General features: G+C 65.9%; 17 protein-coding genes. 14 read left to right on the top strand and 3 right to left on the bottom strand.

What is annotated here, in order from left to right:
• Positions 1 to 580 (bottom strand): PAC2 family protein (locus tag NP3_RS02150; protein ID WP_169814428.1); only part of this gene is annotated, 580 nt, incomplete at its 3' end.
• Between the two features lie 146 nt (positions 581 to 726).
• On the opposite strand from NP3_RS02150, the gene metH reads away from it, so the two are divergent.
• The 13 genes from metH to NP3_RS47555 all read left to right on the top strand — a co-directional run bounded on the left by metH (position 727) and on the right by NP3_RS47555 (position 15192).
• The gene (gene metH / locus NP3_RS02145; RefSeq protein ID WP_063037219.1) at positions 727 to 4323 is read left to right on the top strand and encodes a methionine synthase; all 3597 of its coding nucleotides are present in this window, start codon (positions 727 to 729) and stop codon (positions 4321 to 4323) included.
• 424 nt (positions 4324 to 4747) lie between these two features.
• On the top strand, positions 4748 to 6409 hold the full coding sequence (locus NP3_RS02140) for a serine/threonine-protein kinase (protein ID WP_063037227.1): 1662 nt from the start codon (positions 4748 to 4750) through the stop codon (positions 6407 to 6409).
• 18 nt (positions 6410 to 6427) lie between these two features.
• The gene (locus tag NP3_RS02135) at positions 6428 to 7099 is read left to right on the top strand and encodes an HAD family hydrolase (RefSeq protein WP_373864724.1); all 672 of its coding nucleotides are present in this window, start codon (positions 6428 to 6430) and stop codon (positions 7097 to 7099) included.
• A 203-nt stretch (positions 7100 to 7302) separates the two neighbouring features.
• Positions 7303 to 8166 (top strand): HalD/BesD family halogenase, encoded by an 864-nt coding sequence (locus NP3_RS02130; protein WP_063037223.1) that lies wholly within the window; start codon positions 7303 to 7305, stop codon positions 8164 to 8166.
• Between the two features lie 10 nt (positions 8167 to 8176).
• Positions 8177 to 9016 carry a class I SAM-dependent methyltransferase gene (locus NP3_RS02125; protein WP_174566162.1) on the top strand — a complete coding sequence of 280 codons (840 nt, stop codon included), beginning with the start codon at positions 8177 to 8179 and terminating at the stop codon, positions 9014 to 9016.
• Positions 9013 to 10824 (top strand): choline/carnitine O-acyltransferase, encoded by a 1812-nt coding sequence (locus NP3_RS02120; RefSeq protein WP_063037217.1) that lies wholly within the window; start codon positions 9013 to 9015, stop codon positions 10822 to 10824. The genes NP3_RS02125 and NP3_RS02120 overlap by 4 nt, the downstream gene beginning before the upstream one ends.
• A gap of 198 nt (positions 10825 to 11022) precedes the next feature.
• A complete protein-coding gene (locus NP3_RS02115; RefSeq protein WP_084508033.1) occupies positions 11023 to 12348 on the top strand; it encodes an RNA-guided endonuclease TnpB family protein in 1326 nt (441 codons plus the stop codon).
• A gap of 156 nt (positions 12349 to 12504) precedes the next feature.
• A complete protein-coding gene (locus NP3_RS02110; RefSeq protein WP_174415078.1) occupies positions 12505 to 12786 on the top strand; it encodes a phosphoribosyl-ATP diphosphatase in 282 nt (93 codons plus the stop codon).
• Positions 12787 to 12830: 44 nt separating this feature from the next.
• Entirely contained in the window at positions 12831 to 13682 is an 852-nt protein-coding gene (gene hisG, locus NP3_RS02105) for an ATP phosphoribosyltransferase (protein ID WP_063037213.1), read from the top strand.
• Positions 13683 to 13828: 146 nt separating this feature from the next.
• Entirely contained in the window at positions 13829 to 13963 is a 135-nt protein-coding gene (locus NP3_RS51095; RefSeq protein WP_281005226.1) for a hypothetical protein, read from the top strand.
• A 167-nt stretch (positions 13964 to 14130) separates the two neighbouring features.
• Positions 14131 to 14436 (top strand): YeiH family protein, encoded by a 306-nt coding sequence (locus NP3_RS50210; RefSeq protein ID WP_245720767.1) that lies wholly within the window; start codon positions 14131 to 14133, stop codon positions 14434 to 14436.
• A 12-nt stretch (positions 14437 to 14448) separates the two neighbouring features.
• Entirely contained in the window at positions 14449 to 14844 is a 396-nt protein-coding gene (locus tag NP3_RS50205; RefSeq protein ID WP_245720766.1) for a putative sulfate exporter family transporter, read from the top strand.
• Positions 14845 to 15042: 198 nt separating this feature from the next.
• Positions 15043 to 15192, top strand: a complete 150-nt coding sequence (locus NP3_RS47555; RefSeq protein WP_157123999.1) for a hypothetical protein — start codon at positions 15043 to 15045, stop codon at positions 15190 to 15192.
• Between the two features lies 1 nt (position 15193).
• On the opposite strand, the gene NP3_RS02095 is transcribed toward NP3_RS47555, so the two are convergent.
• On the bottom strand, positions 15194 to 16093 hold the full coding sequence (locus tag NP3_RS02095) for a RecB family exonuclease (RefSeq protein WP_063037211.1): 900 nt from the start codon (positions 16091 to 16093) through the stop codon (positions 15194 to 15196).
• An 80-nt stretch (positions 16094 to 16173) separates the two neighbouring features.
• Between NP3_RS02095 and NP3_RS02090 the strand changes: the two genes are divergently transcribed.
• The gene (locus NP3_RS02090) at positions 16174 to 17007 is read left to right on the top strand and encodes a tRNA (adenine-N1)-methyltransferase (RefSeq protein WP_040691664.1); all 834 of its coding nucleotides are present in this window, start codon (positions 16174 to 16176) and stop codon (positions 17005 to 17007) included.
• Position 17008: 1 nt separating this feature from the next.
• Here NP3_RS02090 and NP3_RS02085 read toward each other — a convergent pair whose 3' ends face one another.
• Positions 17009 to 17530, bottom strand: coding sequence for a WKL family lipoprotein (locus NP3_RS02085; RefSeq protein WP_063037209.1), 522 nt, complete (start codon positions 17528 to 17530; stop codon positions 17009 to 17011).
• Between the last annotated feature and the right edge of the window lie 154 nt (positions 17531 to 17684).

Below are 17684 nucleotides of genomic sequence, written 5' to 3'. Positions count from 1 at the left end.
CCCAGAACGAGACGGCGGGTACGCCCGCCTTCACACACTGATCCTGCAGCACACCGGTGATGCCGGTCGGTCCCTCGTATCGGGTCTGCTCCAGGCTGAACCGCTCGGCGGCTTCCTTGCTATATGCCGATCCGGTGACCGGTACCGGGCGAGTGTGCGGGGTGTCGGCGAGCAGCGCGCCGAGTATGACGACGGTCTGCACGCCGAGTTGTTCGATGAACTCGAGCAGATCCGCGCAGAAGCTGCGCCAGCGCATATTGGGTTCGATACCGCGCAGCAGCACCACATCACGATCGCTGCCGGGCGGCGAGCAGACCGAGAGCATGGTGGAGGGCCACTGGATTTCCCTGGTCACACCGTCGACCTGACGTACCGTAGGCCGATTGACCTGGTAGTCGTAATAGTCCTCGGAGTCGAGTTCGGCCAGCGGCTCGGCATCCCAGATCAGTTCCAGATGCTCGACGGCACCACTTGCCGCATCACCCGCGTCGTTCCAGCCTTCGAAGGCGGCGACCAGCACAGGTTCCCGCAATGTCGGCAGTTCCGGCTCGGGTGACACCGGAGATTCACTGGAGTTCACCCCGGTCAGCCTACGGCGTGTGAGCACGCGGTGTTGAATTTGCGCAGTCGGCGCGGCACCGTCGGGTTCATCTGTCTGGGCAGGTGTGGCGCCCGACACCGGTACGGTGGTTCGGCATGTCGTAGCGGCCCACTACGCTTGATCACATGTCTGAGTCCAGCCCAGTCGCCTTCGATACCACCCTTCTCGACACGCTCCGGCGGCGTGTCGTGATCGGCGACGGTGCGATGGGCACGATGTTGCAGGCGGCCGAACTGACCCTGGACGACTTCCGTGGTCTGGAGGGCTGCAACGAAATCCTCAACGACACCCGCCCCGATGTACTGCGCAATATCCATCGCGCGTATTTCGAGGCCGGTGCGGACGCGGTCGAGACCAATACCTTCGGCTGCAATCTGCCGAACCTCGCCGACTACGACATCGCCGACCGGATTCGCGATCTGTCCGAGCGTGGCACCCGCCTGGCCCGCGAGGTCGCCGACGAGATGGGCCCGAGCGCGGATGGCACCCCGCGGTACGTGCTGGGTTCGATGGGACCGGGCACCAAACTGCCGACACTGGGTCATGCCCCCTTTACCGCGCTGCGCGATGCTTACACCGAGGCGGCGCTCGGCATGCTCGAGGCCGGTGCGGACGCCATCCTGATCGAGACCTGCCAGGACCTTTTGCAGGTGAAAGCCGCGGTGACCGGAAGCCAGCGCGCGATGGTCCAGTTGGGGCGGCGCATTCCGATCATCACCCACGTCACGGTGGAGACCACCGGCACCATGCTGGTCGGCAGTGAGATCGGCGCGGCGCTCACCGCGCTGGAGCCGCTCGGTATCGACATGATCGGCTTGAACTGCGCCACCGGCCCGGCCGAGATGAGCGAGCACCTGCGCCATCTGTCCCGGCACGCGACGGTTCCGGTGTCGGTCATGCCGAATGCCGGTCTGCCGGTGCTCGGCGCGAACGGCGCGGAATACCCGCTGACCCCCGAAGAGCTGGCAATCGCGTTGCGCGGCTTCGTATCCGAATTCGGGCTCGCGCTGGTCGGCGGCTGCTGCGGTACGACGCCGGAACATATTCGTCAGGTCACCGCGGCGGTGCGCGAGGTGGAACCGACGCTGCCGCCGCTGGAGGCGCGTCGCGAACCGGTGCACGAGCCGAGCGTATCGAGCATGTACACCGCGGTGCCGTTCGAACAAGACGCCTCCGTTCTGATGATCGGCGAGCGCACGAATGCCAACGGCTCCAAGGCATTCCGCGAGGCCATGCTGGCCGAGGACTGGCAGAAATGCCTCGATATCGCCAAGGATCAGACCCGCGACGGCGCGCATATGCTCGACCTGTGCGTCGACTACGTCGGACGCGACGGCACCACGGATATGTCGGCGCTGGCGTCGCGACTGGCGACCGCGTCGACCCTGCCGATCATGCTCGACTCCACCGAGACCCCGGTCCTGCAGGCCGGTTTGGAACATCTCGGTGGTCGCTGCGCCGTCAACTCGGTGAACTACGAGGACGGTGACGGTCCCGAATCCCGGTTCCAGCAGACGATGAAGCTGGTCGCCGAACACGGCGCCGCGGTGGTCGCGCTGACCATCGACGAGGAGGGTCAGGCCCGCACCGCCGAGAAGAAGGTGGAGATCGCCGAGCGGCTCATTGCCGATATCACCGGCAACTGGGGTCTGCGCGAAAGCGACATCATCATCGACACGCTGACCTTCACCCTGGGCACCGGCCAGGAGGAGTCGCGGCGCGACGGTGTCGAAACCATCGAGGCCATCCGGCTGCTCAAGCAGAAGCATCCCGAGGTGCAGACCACCCTCGGTCTGTCGAATATCTCCTTCGGCCTCAATCCGGCCGCGCGCCAGGTGCTGAATTCGGTCTTCATGCACGAATGCGTCGAGGCCGGACTGGATTCCGCGATCGTGCACGCCTCCAAGATCCTGCCGATCGCCCGCATTCCGGAGGAACAGCGCGAGACCGCACTGGACCTGGTCTACGACCGCCGCCGTGACGGCTACGACCCGCTGCAGAAGCTCATGTCGCTGTTCGAGGGTGTGTCGGCCTCGTCGTCGCGGGCCTCGCGCGCGGAGGAGTTGGCGGCGCTGCCGCTGTTCGAGCGGCTCGAACGCCGGATCGTCGACGGTGAGAAGGCCGGGATGGAGGCCGATCTCGATGCCGCCATGACCGAGGTGCCGCCGCTGCAGATCATCAATGAAACGCTGCTGTCGGGCATGAAGACGGTTGGTGAGCTGTTCGGCTCCGGCCAGATGCAGCTGCCGTTCGTGCTGCAATCGGCCGAGGTGATGAAGGCAGCGGTCGCCTATCTCGAGCCGCATATGGAAGCCACCGACGACAGCGGTAAGGGTCGCATCGTGCTGGCCACCGTCAAGGGCGATGTGCACGATATCGGCAAGAATCTCGTCGACATCATCCTGTCCAATAACGGCTACGAGGTCGTCAACCTCGGCATCAAGCAGCCGATCGCGACCATTCTCGACGCCGCCGTCGACAAGAAGGCCGATGTGATCGGCATGTCCGGTCTGCTGGTGAAGTCGACCGTGGTGATGAAGGAGAATCTGGAGGAGCTCAACACCAAGGGCGTCGCCGACCAGTTCCCCGTGCTGCTCGGCGGTGCGGCGCTGACCCGCGCCTATGTCGAGAACGATCTCACCGAGGTCTACCACGGCGATGTGCACTACGCCCGCGACGCGTTCGAAGGCCTGCGGCTGATGGACGACATCATGACCCGCAAGCGCGGCGGCGGCATTGATCCGGACAGCCCGGAGGCGATCGCGGAACGCGAGAAGGCGGCCGAGCGCAAGGCGCGGCACGAGCGTTCCAAACGGATCGCCGAACAGCGCAAGGCGGCCGAGGTGCCGATCGAGGTGCCCGCGCGCTCCGATGTGGCCGCGGATCTGCCGGTCGCGGTGCCGCCGTTCTGGGGCACCCGCGTGGTGAAAGGCGTTTCGCTGCACGAGTATTCGGGACTGCTCGACGAGCGCGCGCTATTCCTCGGTCAGTGGGGGCTGCGCGGTCAGCGCGGCGGTGAGGGGCCGAGCTACGAGGAGTTGGTGGAGACCGAGGGTCGGCCGCGACTGCGGTACTGGCTGGACCGGCTGTCCACCGAAGGCGTACTGCAACATGCGGCCCTGGTCTACGGGTACTTCCCCGCGGTTTCCGAGGGCGATGACGTCATCGTGCTGGCCGAGCCGAATCCCGATGCGCCGCAACGCTACCGGTTCACCTTCCCGCGCCAGCAGCGCGACCGGTTCCTGTGCATAGCCGACTTCATCCGCTCGCGCGAACGCGCCCGCGAAACCGGTCAGGTCGATGTGCTGCCGTTCCAATTGGTCACCATGGGCCAGCCGATCGCCGACTTCGCCAACGAGCTATTCGCGGCGGACAACTACCGCGACTACCTCGAGGTGCACGGCATCGGCGTCCAGCTCACCGAGGCGCTGGCCGAATACTGGCACCGCCGGGTCCGCGAAGAGCTGGTGCTGGAAGGGCATTCGATCGCCGACTCCGACCCCTCGGATGTACAGGAGTACTTCAAACTCGGCTACCGCGGCGCCCGCTACTCCTTCGGTTACGGCGCCTGCCCGGAACTGGAGGACCGGGCGAAATTGGTCGACCTGCTCGAGGCCGACCGCATCGGCGTCGTCCTGTCGGAGGAGTTGCAGCTGCATCCGGAACAATCGACCGATGCGTTCGTGTTGCTGCATCCGGAGGCCAAGTACTTCAACGCGTAAGCGCCGACCAGTCTGTTTCCGGGCGGGATTCGTTATCCGACCGGTCCGGGCGTTGTGATTCTCACCCCATCGGAATCGGTTCGATCGGTCCGATTCCGATGCGGTGACGGCCTTGATTACCTCGTGATATGTGGGATCGAATGCCGACGCCGACGACACGAGGGCATGCGACGCGCGGGCGGATCCGATCGGCCACGCGCCTCTGACCTGGGGTAACGCCTCCGGGTTCGCGCGTCGGTGGATGGATGTCGGTCGGGTGTGACAAAGTCGGAACTGTTGCAACTGCATCCGGGGCAGTCGGCGGATGTGAACGTCCTGCGGCAATTCGGGTGCAAAGGACTTCGGCGCGTAGCATTTTCGAAGATTTCCGCTTACGCGCGGAGTGCGGAATTGGCTCGGCGGCAAGCAGGAGGGGCACAACACCATGACAGCGGACCGGTTGATCGCTGGACGGTATCGGCTGACGGATCCGATCGGCACCGGTGCCATGGGCGTGGTGTGGCGGGCCACCGACGTGCGGCTGCGCCGCACTGTCGCGGTGAAGCAACTGCTGCTCGCGCCCGGTCTGTCCCGGTCCCAGGCCCTGGAGGCCAAGCTGCGGGCCATGCGGGAGGGCCGCATCGCCGCGCGACTACACCATCCCAACGCGATCACCGTCTTCGATGTCGCCGAGGAGGACGGCCAGCCTTGGCTGGTCATGGAGTACATGAACGCGCCGAGCCTGGCCGTGAAACTGGCGGGCAAGCGGACCCTCGCACCGACCGAAGTGGCCCGCATCGGGGCCCAGGCCGCGGGCGCGCTGGCTGCCGCACACGATGCCGGGATCATGCACCGGGATGTGAAACCGGCGAATCTGCTCGTCGGTGACGACGGCACGGTGAAGATCACCGACTTCGGCATCTCGCGCGCCGTCGGCGACGTGACGGTCACCGCGACCGGATTCCTGGCGGGCACCCCCGCCTATCTCGCGCCGGAGGTGGCGCGCGGCGAGAATCCGGAACCGGCCTCGGATGTCTTCGCGCTCGGCTCCACGCTGTATGCGGCGGTCGAGGGCAGTCCGCCGTTCGGTGAGGGTGATAACGCCCTCGCGGTCCTGCACGCCGCGGCGCGGGCGCAGATTCCGCCGCCGCGGCACGCCGGGGAACTCGGGCCGGTGCTGATGCGGCTACTGGCCGCCTCGATCGACGGCCGCCCGAATATGCGCGAAGCCAAGGAGGCGCTGGAAGCCGTTGCGGCGGGCCGGACTCCGGCACTGGTGACCACCCCGACGGTGACCAAGGTGCTGCCCGCGCCCGGCGCGGATGCGACCACCGTTCTGAACAAGTCGGGTGACACGGAAGACGCTACGCAGGTCGTCGCGCTCGGGGCTCCGGCCGCACCGGCTGTCACCGTCGCGCCGCCGCCCGCGCCGCCGAAGTCCGGCAGCACCCTGCCCGGCGGTGGTGGCGACGGTGAGCAGAGTCGTGGCCGCCTGATCGCGGTGGCCGTGGCTGCGGCGGTCGCGGTGCTGGTGCTGGTCGCGGTCATCGTGTCGTCACTGAACAACGACGACAAGGGCGGTACGGCGGGCGGCTCGACGACGCCGACTCCAGCGACCAGTAGTTCGGCGACCGGACCGGAGTCACCGATCGCGATCCAACCGGGTCAGCCCGAGCCGCAGGCGCCGACGACCACGGCGGCGCCGACCACCCAGCCGAGCACCACGGTGACCCCGACCCCGTCGGCCAAGCCGTCGACTACCGCACCGCCGACAACCGTCACCACCACCCCGTTCGGTCCGGCCACCCCGGATCGGATCTCGCAATTCGTCTACGGTTACTACGGGATGCTGCCGGGCAATGTGCAGGGCGGGTGGTCTGAGCTGACGCCGTCGTACCAGGCCCAGACCGGTGGCTTCGGCTCCTACTCACAGTTCTGGTCCACCATTCGTTCGGTGAGCGTGGGCGGCGTCACACCGAACGGTGAGAACCGGGCGGTCGTTTCGCTTACCTATAACCTGAAGAACGGCTCGACCTCGTCGGAGAACCGATGGATCCAGGTCGCGTCGGACAACGGGCGGCTGCTGATCGCCGCTTCGGGTGTATAGAAAAGGGAGACGAATCGGGTGACGGCGCGACTTGCCGGGGTGCTGTGGGATATGGACGGCACCCTGCTCGATTCGGAGAAGCTGTGGGATGTCGCCGTGCGCGAATTGGCGCGGGCGCACGGCCACGAGATGACCGATGAACTGCGGCACGCGTTGATCGGCGCGTCCGGACCGAACGCCTTGCGGCTCATTTTCGATGGTTTGGGTATCGAGTCGACGCCCGAGGCGGTGCGGGCCGCCGGTGAGTTCATCGAGCGGCGGGTGACCGAGTTGATGGCGGGCCCGATCCCGTGGCGGCCCGGCGCGAAGGATGCGCTCTCTTTGGTACGTACCGCGGGCCTCGCGACCGCATTGGTCACCAATACCAAGCGGTCGCTTACAGAATTCGGATTGGATACGCTGGGCCGCGATTTCTTCGACGTCTCGGTCTGCGGGGACGAAGTCGCGCACGGCAAGCCCGAACCCGAGATCTATCTGCGCGCTGCCGAACTGCTCGGCGTGCACCCGCGAGACTGTGTGGCACTGGAGGATTCGCCGACCGGTGCCGCCGCGGCGGGTGCGGCGGGCTGTGCGGTCATCGTGATCCCGTGTGAGATAGCGGTTTCGGCGGCGCCGGGGCGGGTATTCCGTAATTCATTGGTGGGGTTGACCCTGCGGGATCTGGAAGACGCGCTACGCGTCAGAGGTTGAACCGCGCCCCCGAGCACGGGGCGCTTTTCGCGACGGAACATGATCGCGAGTCCTGCCGTTTGTGAGCCGACACTCCCGACCTCGGCATAGTGAGAGTTACTGTGCCGCAACGGATGTGCGTGCAGTTGATAGGTGTGACCGTAGTCACCGGCAACTTTGTCGAATCCCGGGCGTGTCGCCGATTGCTCTACCAAAATGACGCCATGGCAGCGACGGATGTCCTGGACGAGATCGTCGATACGGCACGGTATCCGCTGGGGGATCCGACCGGCGCGGCGTGGGGAGAAGCAGTGGCGCGGGCGCGGGCGGAGCTTGCCGACAGTGGCTGCACAGTACTGCGGGAGTTCATCCGTCCGGAGCTGATCGACACCTTGCGCGCACAGGGCGAGGCGATGGCCCCGGATGCGCACTACAAGGTCGAGCGCGTCAACGCCTACAACATTCCGCTGAACACCGAACTGCCACAAGGCCATCCGGGCCGCATCGTGCTGGAACGCGGCAATGCCTTCGTCCCGCGCGACCGCATTCCGGCCGAGGCTTTGATTCACCGGCTCTACACCAGCGCGGTGTTCCAACGTTTCGTCGCGGACTGCTTCGGACTGGCCGAATTGCACGAATTCGCAGACCCTTTGGCCGGACTGTGCCTGAATGTGGTGGCGCCTGGAATGTCGCATCCCTGGCATTTCGACACCAATGAATTCACCGTCAGTATGTTGACCCAGCCCGCCGAGACCGGTGGAATCTTCGAGTACTGCCCCAATATTCGCTCACCCCACGCCGAGAACCTCGACGATGTGCGGGATGTGCTCACCGGATCCGGTGCGCAGCTGATCCGGCACCTCGATCTGCGGCCCGGGGATCTGCAACTGTTCCAGGGCCGCTTCTCGCTGCACCGGGTTTCACCGGTCGAGGGCGGCACCGCACGGCATTCGGCGATTTTCGCCTATACCGATCGGCCCGGTGTCATCGGCACCGTGGAACGTACCCGCCAATTGTTCGGGCGGGTGCTGCCCGATCACCTAGCCGCCGCGGCCGACGCCGTCCGTGGCGATCGGTTGCTCGACTGAGAGGGACGACATGCCAGTGCCGTTGCATACGACCGGAAAAGCTTCCTTCGACGATATCTACGACCGTCCCGATCCGCGCGATTATTACGCCCGGATGGCCGAATTGGATTACCGCATACCGGAACTGGCGAAGCCGCACTTCCAGCAGCAGATTCGGGAATACCGCGCCTCCGCGCGCGTGGACAGCCCGACCGTGCTCGATATCGGTTGCTCCTACGGTGTCAACGCGGCCCTGCTGCGCTTCGACACCACCGTGAGCGAACTCGCCGAACACTACGGCGGCGCCGAGGACGACGCCGACCAGGCCGCACTCATCGCCCGCGACCGGGCTCGCCTGGACTCCCGCGACCAGCTTCCCGGCGTCCGCTTCATCGGCATGGATGCCGCCCGGCCAGCGCTGGCCTATGCCCAGGAAGCCGGATTCCTGCACGACACGGTGCACGCGGATCTCGAGGCCACCGACCCGACCGAAGCGCAACGCCGTACGCTGGCGGCAGCGGATATCGTCATCTCGACCGGCTGCGTCGGATACGTCACCGAGAAGACGCTGGCGCGGGTGGCAACGGCGCACCCGCGTCGTCGGCCGTGGATGGCACACTTCGTACTACGCATGTTCAGTTTCGAACCGATCGCCGCGGAACTGGCCGCGCTCGGCTACCGCACCGAGCGAGCCCCCGGGGTGTTCGAACAACGCAAGTTCGCATCCGATAATGAACGCACCCAGGTGCTGAATGCCTTGGCCGCCAACGGAATCGACACCGCTGGCCAGGAAAGCACAGGTTGGCTGCTCGCCAACCTGTACATTTCGCGACCGTTACCGAAACACGCCGACCCCGAGGACCCGCATTGACCGAACGCACCTTCGCCGCCGACGACCACCTGCCAAGGGTGCCCCTGCCGACGCTGGAGGAAAGCGGCGAGCGGTTGCTGCAGTGGTGTGCGCCACTGCTGACCGCCGACGAATTCGCCACCACCGAAGCCGCGGTAGCGGACCTGCTTCGCCCCGATGGTCCGGGCCGAAAGCTGCACGCGGCACTGGCCGAATACGACGCCACCCCCGGTGTCGGGAGCTGGCTGGATCTGTTCTGGCCGTCGCGCTACCTGGGCCGTCGCGATCGCACCGCATTGAATGCCAACTTCTTCTTCCTGTTCCGCGATGACACCGCACTGGCCGCCTCGACCGGCGCGTCGCAGGTGGAGCGGGCGGCCGGAATCATCACGGCCGCGGTCGATTACAAGCTGGCGCTCGATATCGAGGCGATCCCGCCGGTGACCCAGCGTGGACAGCAGCTGTCGATGTGGCAGAACAAGTACCTGTTCTCCGAGACCCGGATTCCGGGGGAGGCACAGGATTCCGTGCGGGTGCCCTACAGCGACGAATGGCCCGGCCCCTCGGCCGCGAGGCATATCGTCGTGTTCTTCCACGGCAGCATGTTCCGGATGGAGGTGATCGGTCCGGACGGTGTGCCCTACTCGCTGGAGGATCTCGCCGACGGACTGCGCGCGGTGCTCAAGGCGGGGGCGCGCTCGGCCCGCACCGATACCGCCGTCGGTCATCTGACCACCAAGGCGCGGGCCGAATGGGCCGTCAGTCGACAGGGACTGCTGGCCGAACCCGCCAATGTCGCGGCCTTGGACACCATCGAGACTGCGCTGTTCGGACTGTGCCTGGAGGATTTCACGCCGCGCGACGAGCTGCATGCCTGTGATCAGCTGTTGCACGGTGACAGCGCCAACCGCTGGTTCGACAAGTCGGTATCGTTCATCGTCTTCGCCGATGGTCAGGCAGGCATCAATATCGAGCACTGCGGTCTCGACGGCACCACCATCCTGTCCTTCGTCGACACGCTGCTGCAGGCTCCGGCTGCCGAACACGCCGAACGGGCCGGGGCGCAGCCGCAGGGGTTGCCTCCGGTCGAACCGATCGAATTCGTGCTCGATCCGGCGCAGCGCGCCGATATCGCGGCGGCTGGAGCGGCGTTTTCCCGGTATGCGGCCGAGAACGCCACCGCGACAGTATCTTTCGAGTTCGGAACCACCCGCGCTAAGCAACTCGGCATCTCACCGGATGCGTTCGCACAGCTGAGCTATCAGCTGGCGCACCGGCGCAGCAAGGGATTGACCGGGGCCACCTACGAATCCATTGCCACCAGGCAGTACCGCAACGGTCGCACCGAGGCCATGCGGGTGGTGACACCGGAGATGGTGGCCTTCGTCGATGCCATGCAGGATCCGGCTGTCGCACAGGCCGACCGGCTCGCCGCAGCGCGGACCGCGGCGAGCGCGCATGTCGAACGGGCCAAGCAGTGTCAGGCGGGTGATGCGCCTGAGCAGCATCTCTGGGAACTCGAGTGGATCCAGCGGCGGCGCGGCGCCGAACTCGGCGTCACCGAACCGATCCCGCTCTACACCAGTCCCGGCTGGACGATCATGCGCGACGACTACCTGAGCACCAGTTCGGCCCCGTCGGTCAATATCCGCTACTTCGGTTTCGGCTCCACCAGCCAGAAGTGCATCGGCATCGCCTACGTCCTGCTGCCGGACCGCTGGAACATCTACCTGGCCACCCCGAAACCGGTCGCCGACGAGATGTACGCCTTCGCCGACCACCTGCGCACCGCCGTAGCGGATGTGGAGGCCCTCCTCACCGAGGCCTGACACGCTCACTGCGTCGCCGTCGCTCCGGCCCACCGGGGCGACGGGGACGCATGGCGTCAAGAGCGGGATAACAGGACTGGACACGGGTCTCACAGGCATCCGCGAACTCAGCGGTGCTGCTCTGGTCTTCAGGGGCGTCGTCGTCGCAGGGAACGGCAGCGATCGTTTGTTGTCGGTGGCTCGTGCGATGCTGTTGCGGTGGGGCGGTTTACGAGTTTCCGGTTCTGTCTCGACCCGACCGTCGAGCGGCCATCACTGCTGGTCCGCCATGCCGGTGCGGCACGGTTCGCATTCAATCAATGTCTTGCTATGACGAAGGCGGCGTTGCGGGGTCGTCGCCGTAACAAGGATGTGCGGGTGCCGTGGACCGGGTTCGATCACATCAACGGGTTCAATGCGTGGAAGAAGACCGAGCAGGCCGGACGGGTGTTTGCGGTCGATTCGTCGGGGTCGGCATCGTTGGTTGCGGTCGGGCTCGGGTGGCGAAATCAGGTGTGCCAGCAGGTGTTCGAGGAAGCTGCCGTGAACCTCGGACGAGGGTTGGTGGCGTGGCGGGATTCGCGGACCGGAAAGCGTGCCGGACCCCGGGTGGGGTTTCCGAAGTTCAAATTGAAATCGTCGACGGTCCCATCGTTTCGGCTGCGGAACAAGCACTCTCCCCGTGGGCGGCCCATGATCCGAGTCGGCGAGGACGGCCCTCGGTCGGTGACTTTGCCGGTGATCGGCGCGGTGCGGGTGCAGGAGGACACGCGCCGGTTGCGGCGGATGATCGCCGCAGGCCGGGCGAAGATCGTGTCGGTGACGCTGTCGTATCGGGCGGGTCGTTGGATGATCAGCCTCGTTACCGAGGCCACTGACTTGCATCCCGCGCACCGGCATCCGGTTCGTGACGGCGGCGAGGAGGGCGGCTGGGTGGGTGTTGATCGGGGATTGTCGGCATTCCTGGTCGCCGCCACCAGTGACGGGGCTGAGGTTGACCGGATTACCGATCAACCGAAACCACTCGTAACCGGGATGGCGCGGCAGCGCCGCCTTGCGCGGTCGGTCACCCGTAAACAGAGGGGAAGCCGTCACCGCCGTACGGCCGTTGTCCGGTTGGCGCGGCATCATCACCGGATCCGCAATATTCGAGCGCATTTTCTGCATCAGGTGTCGAATCGGCTGGTCAAGACTCACGACCGGCTGGTTATCGAGGATCTGAATATCGCGGGCATGTTACGCAACCGGTGTCTGGCCCGTGCGATCGGTGACGCCGGGTGGGGCGAGTTCGCCCGCCAACTCCGCTACAAACAGGGCTGGCGCGGCGGCGATGTGCTCACGGTCGATCGGTGGTTTCCGTCGAGCCAGTTATGTTCACGTTGTGGAGCCAGCACTGTCGGGTTGACACTGGCCGACCGCATCTTCACCTGCGGCTGCGGGGCACGCCTCGATCGCGATCTCAATGCCGCAGTGAATCTCGCTACTCGGGGCGAGCAACTGGATCTGTGCCCGAGTCCGGGAGCCCGAAGCACGAGCCCCGGATAACAACGCCCGCCGACGGGACGGCTCTGGCACCCACTCGGGTGTGTGAAACCAGCCCGGATGACGCGGGAACCGGCGCAACCCGACACCGGGATGAGCACCGGACGTCCGAGAAGGACGGCGTCGACGACTTCCCCCGGGGAGTTTCTCAGACGCGCTGTGAAACAATGGCTCACCGTGAAGAACTTCGAAACCCTGTTCGCCGAGCTGCAAGATCGTGCGGTCACCCGCCCCGAGGGGTCCGGGACCGTGGCGGCATTGGACGCGGGCGTGCATTTCCAGGGTAAGAAGGTGCTCGAGGAGGCCGGTGAGATCTGGTTGGCCGCCGAGCACGAGGGCGACGAGGCGCTCGCCGAGGAGATTTCGCAACTGCTGTACTGGGTCCAGGTGCTGATGGTGGGCCGCGGGCTGAAGCTGGAAGACGTGTACCGACATCTGTGACGGCCGCGTCGATCCCTAGTTCTCCTCCCCGAAAGGACCCATCCATGCTGCGCGTCGCAGTCCCCAATAAAGGCGCACTTTCCGAATCGGCCACCTCGATCCTCGCCGAGGCCGGTTACCGCAAGCGCACCGATTCCCGCGACCTGACCGTCCTCGATCCGGCCAACCAGGTCGAGTTCTTCTTCCTGCGGCCCAAGGACATCGCCATCTACGTCGGCTCCGGCGAGCTCGATCTCGGCATCACCGGCCGCGATCTGGCGCTGGATTCCGGTGCGCCGGTTCAGGAACGGCTCGCACTCGGCTTCGGTCGCTCCACCTTCCGCTACGCCGCCCCGGCCGGGCGCGAATGGAAGGTCGAGGACCTCTACGACAAGCGCATCGCCACCTCGTACCCGAATCTGGTCCTGAGCGATCTGCAGCGGCGCGGCATCGAGGCCGAGGTGATTCGCCTCGACGGCGCCGTCGAGATCTCCATCCAGCTCGGTGTGGCCGATGCCATCGCCGATGTGGTCGGCTCGGGCCGCACGCTGCGCCAGCACAATCTGGTCGCCTTCGGCGAGACCCTGTGCGATTCGGAGGGCGTGCTCATCGAGCGCACCGGCTCCGATCAGAACGAACGGGCCCGTAATCAGCTCATCGCGCGCATCCAGGGCGTCGTATTCGGTCAGCAGTACATCATGTTGGACTACGACTGCCCGAAGGAGCTCCTGGAGGAGGCGGTCAAGATCACGCCCGGCCTGGAGTCGCCGACGGTATCCCCGCTCGCCGATTCGAACTGGGTCGCCATCCGCGCCATGGTGCCGCGCAAGCAGGGCAATGAGGTGATGGACCAGCTCGCCGAACTAGGCGCGAAGGCGATCCTGGCCTTCGATATCCGCTCCTGCCGCGCCTTCTGACCCGATTTCGCCCACTCGGCCCCGCTACTCGGCGGGGCCGAGTTGTTTTGTGTGAGTGATCGATTCATCGCGATTGCAATCGGTGTGCTCACCTGCGATTGATTGGTACGTTGCGGCCTCGATGAGGAGATGCAAGGAGTACCACCGTGTCGCAGACACCGCCCGCGAAACCGTCGGGCAGCACATTCGCATGGAATGAGGACTGGCTGGCCGCCATCGTCGGCCTGGTTCTCATCGCACTGGTCCTGGTCGGCGCAATCCCGGATTGGTTGGTGCCGTGATGTCGGAGCGCGACGCCAGGACCGAGACGAACGCAGTCGATGAGGCTGCGGTACGATCCGAAACCGCTGCACTGCAGTCGTTTTGACGCCCGACAGTCGTCGAGATCGGCGTCGGTATCGCAGCCGTCATCCTGCTCGGCGCGCTGACCCGCTACTTCGACACACACGTGCCGCAGTGGGCCGTCGGTACACCGTTCGACCGGATCGCCAAGTCGATCGAATTCCCGGTGTACGCCATTGCCATCGGCCTGATCAGCAATGTCGCATTCGCGAAACCCGGTCTCCGGGAACGCCTTTCGGCCGGATTCCGCACCGAATTCTTCATCAAGACCGGTGTGGTGCTACTCGGCGCATCGATCAATCTGAAGATCCTGGTGACCGCGGCGGGGCCGTCGATCGTGCAGGCGCTGCATATCGATACGACCGCGGCGGTTGCGGCCTCGGGTGCGATCGCGGGGGAGAAGGCCCTGTAGATCGCCACCATCGTGAAGACCACCCAGAATGCGCTCATCGGCATTGTCGCCATCGCGCTCACCGCCTACTTCACGATCCGGTTCCCGGCGCGGCCCGGCCGTCGGTGCGTCAGTTCTGGGAGCGGTTCGGCGAAGTTCGTGATCGGCTTCGTCGCCGCGTCCGTCATCGGCACGCTGTATCTGCAGTCGGTGGACAAGAAGACCGGCGCGGCGCATATCGCGATCGTCAACGATCTGCGCACCTGGTTCCTGATCTTCGCATTCGTCTCGATCGGCCTGGAGTTCTCGCTGCGCGGCCTGCGCGAGGCGGGCTGGCGTCCGGTCGTGGTCTTCGGATCCGCGGCCGTCTTCAATCTGGCTGTCGGCTTGGGCCTGTCCGTGCTGCTGTTCCACAACTTCACCGCGTAGATCCGCTCCGGCAACCTGCCGTTTCGGTGCTCGCCGGTCACCCCGGCGAGCACCACGGCGGCATTGTATGCGTTCAGTTCAGGACCGAACTCACGAAAACTTCATGCTTCGCCGTCAACACTGGGGGCATGTTCGGCGAAACAACTATGGAACACCTCGGACGGGCAGTCGTTCGAGCGCGGACAGGGGAGGACCCCAGTGAAACCGAGTGTCGAGTCGATCGGGGCGTGGTGGCGGCTTCGCAATGCGCTCATCGTGATCGGTGATGCCGTCGGCGTACTTGTGCTCATCGGCGTTATCGCCGCGCTCGGCTCGCACGGCCTCGATCTGAATCTGTTCGCCGGTTGAGCTAGTCGGCGACCGCTTCGGCGAAGGTTTCCTCCGGTGACTCACCGGTGCCACTGTCCGGCCAGCCCGGGTAGACCGGTGGTGTGCCGCCGAATGCGGGGCACAGACTCTTGTAGCTGCAATGTCCGCACAGCCAGCTGGTGCTCGGCAGGAACTCGCCGGTCCGGCCCGCCGCCAGAATGGCCTGCCACAGGGCCGAGAGAGTGCGTTCGAAGCGCAGCAGTTCGTCCTCGTCGGGGGCATAGGTGAGGATCTGTTCGTCGGCCAGGTAGATCAGCCGCAATTGAGTGGGCAGGATACCGCGGGTGCGCAGTACCACCAGCGCGTAGAACTTCAGCTGGAACAGGGCCTTGGTCTCCTGGGCGAGTCCGGGCGCCCGGCCGGTCTTGTAATCGACGACGCGCAGCTCCCCGGTGGGCGCGACATCGATGCGGTCGACGAACCCGCGCAACAGCACACCGTCGTCGAGTTCGACCTCCACCCGCGACTCACACGACTCCGGATCGAACCGGGTCGGATCCTCCAGCCGGTAGTACGTCTCGACGAAGGCGCGCACCTCACCGAGAAAGCCCGCCAGCCCGTCCGCTGCGACCACTTCGGCACTCTCCGGTCTATCGGCCAGCACCCGGGCCCATGCGGGCTCGACAAGCTCAGCAGCCCGTTCGAACCGGCGTTCCCCGGCGGGCAGTCCGTACAGGTCCTCCAGTACCGCGTGCACCACCGTGCCGCGCACCGCGATCCGGGTCGGCGGCTCCGGAATCCGATCGATCGCCCGGAACCGGTACTTCAGCGGGCACTGCTTGAAATCCATTGCCCGCGAAGGTGACAGCGCCGGACGCGGACGGTCGGGTGCGACCTCCCGCGCGGTGTCGGCAGGGGGCGTGGATTCCGGCGGATGCATACCTGGCAGGCTATCCGGGCGCACCGACACGCCGGTGCCACCCAGTGCGGACAGCAGCGACGACCAGCGAACGGAGATACATGACGGCCAGACGGACCGGGCCATTCACCATCGGGGACCGGGTACAGCTGACCGATGCCAAGGGGCGCCTCTACACCGTGGTGCTGGAACCGGGTAAGGAATTCCACACGCATCGCGGCGGTATCAAACACGACAACCTGATCGGCGCCGATGAGGGCAGTGTCGTCCAATCCACCAATGGCACACCGTATTTGGCGTTGCGGCCGTTGCTGATCGATTACGTGCTCTCCATGCCGCGCGGTGCGGCGGTCATCTACCCCAAGGACGCCGCCCAGATCGTGCACGAGGGCGATATGTTCCCCGGCGCGCGCGTACTGGAGGCCGGTGCGGGCTCCGGCGCGCTGACGTGTTCGCTGCTGCGCGCGGTCGGCCCGCAGGGCCAGGTGGTCTCCTACGAGATCCGCGAGGACCATGCCGAACACGCGATCCGCAATGTGGAGACCTTCTTCGGCGAGCGGCCGGACAACTGGTCGATCACCGTCGCGGATGTCGCCGCCTACGACGGCCCGCCGGTCGATCGCGTCGTCCTGGACATGCTCGCCCCGTGGGACGCGCTACCCGCCGTGTCCAAAGCGCTGGTCCCCGGCGGTGTACTGATCGTCTATGTGGCGACCGTCACACAATTGTCGAAAGTGGTCGAGGCACTGCGTGAGCAGGAGTGCTGGACCGAGCCGCGTTCGTGGGAATCGATGGTGCGGGGCTGGCATGTGGTCGGTCTGGCGGTGCGGCCCGAACATCGCATGCAGGGCCACACCGCCTTCCTGGTCAGCGCGCGGCGGCTCGCCGAGGGGACGGTCACCCCGAAGCCGCAGCGTCGCCCGTCGAAGGGCTGAATCAGGCGGGCACGCAGGGCGCCTGCGCGAAGCCGAGCATCAGGCAGCCGCTGGCGTCCGAGAGCTTCCAGGTGCCGTCGACATGTTCCCAGGTCAGGGGCATGGCTGGGGCGGTGCCGTGCGGTGAGGTGATGGTCACCTGGGCGGTCGCGGAATTGCCGCTGGTGGTGATGTCGGCGACCGCGTAGGTGAGCTTGCCGTAGTTGCCGAGCGCCTGGTTCATCTGGTCGATATTGGCGGCGCGCTTTTCGCCGTCGACGATCAGCTTGGTCTTCTCGGAGGTGGGTTTCGCCGGATCGGAAAGGGCATCCAGGACGGCGGTGAGGGTTTCGGCGGTGGGTGCGGCGGCGTTGCCGTGGTCGCTGTGACCTGCGGCGCTGGTGGACGCGGCGGCAGAAGTGGTACTCGTGGCCTTGGCGTCGGACTTGTCGTCGGAGCCGCAGCCGGTGAGCCAGACGGTAGCGGCCATCGCCGCCGCCGCGATAACCATGGACGTGCGCAGCGTCCTGGCGGGAAGGAGCATCGGTCAGCAACCTTTCGGTTCGGTCGGCGAAGCACGTCGCCGTGGACTGGTTAGGGCAGGCTAACATGGTGTATCCGCCGTCGACCGCAGCCCAGATGTGATCACGACGAAACCATGTCGGAAAGCGAGAACGGTTCGCGCCCGGTAGCGTTAA

Origin of the sequence: Nocardia pseudovaccinii NBRC 100343 (assembly GCF_001613225.1) — a bacterium.
GTDB lineage: Bacteria > Actinomycetota > Actinomycetes > Mycobacteriales > Mycobacteriaceae > Nocardia > Nocardia pseudovaccinii.
Note: the sequence above shows the minus strand (reverse complement) of the source record. Positions and strands in the feature narration are given on the sequence as shown.

Bases quoted from the DNA above. Each gene is read 5' to 3' on its own strand.
- NP3_RS02140 (WP_063037227.1), top strand. From the start codon at position 4,748: ATGACAGCGGACCGGTTGATCGCTGGACGGTATCGGCTGACGGATCCG.
- NP3_RS02130 (WP_063037223.1), top strand. From the start codon at position 7,303: ATGGCAGCGACGGATGTCCTGGACGAGATCGTCGATACGGCACGGTAT.
- hisG (WP_063037213.1), top strand. From the start codon at position 12,831: ATGCTGCGCGTCGCAGTCCCCAATAAAGGCGCACTTTCCGAATCGGCC.
- NP3_RS02085 (WP_063037209.1), bottom strand. From the start codon at position 17,530: ATGCTCCTTCCCGCCAGGACGCTGCGCACGTCCATGGTTATCGCGGCG.
- NP3_RS02125 (WP_174566162.1), top strand. From the start codon at position 8,177: ATGCCAGTGCCGTTGCATACGACCGGAAAAGCTTCCTTCGACGATATC.
- metH (WP_063037219.1), top strand. From the start codon at position 727: ATGTCTGAGTCCAGCCCAGTCGCCTTCGATACCACCCTTCTCGACACG.
- NP3_RS02095 (WP_063037211.1), bottom strand. From the start codon at position 16,093: ATGCATCCGCCGGAATCCACGCCCCCTGCCGACACCGCGCGGGAGGTC.
- NP3_RS02090 (WP_040691664.1), top strand. From the start codon at position 16,174: ATGACGGCCAGACGGACCGGGCCATTCACCATCGGGGACCGGGTACAG.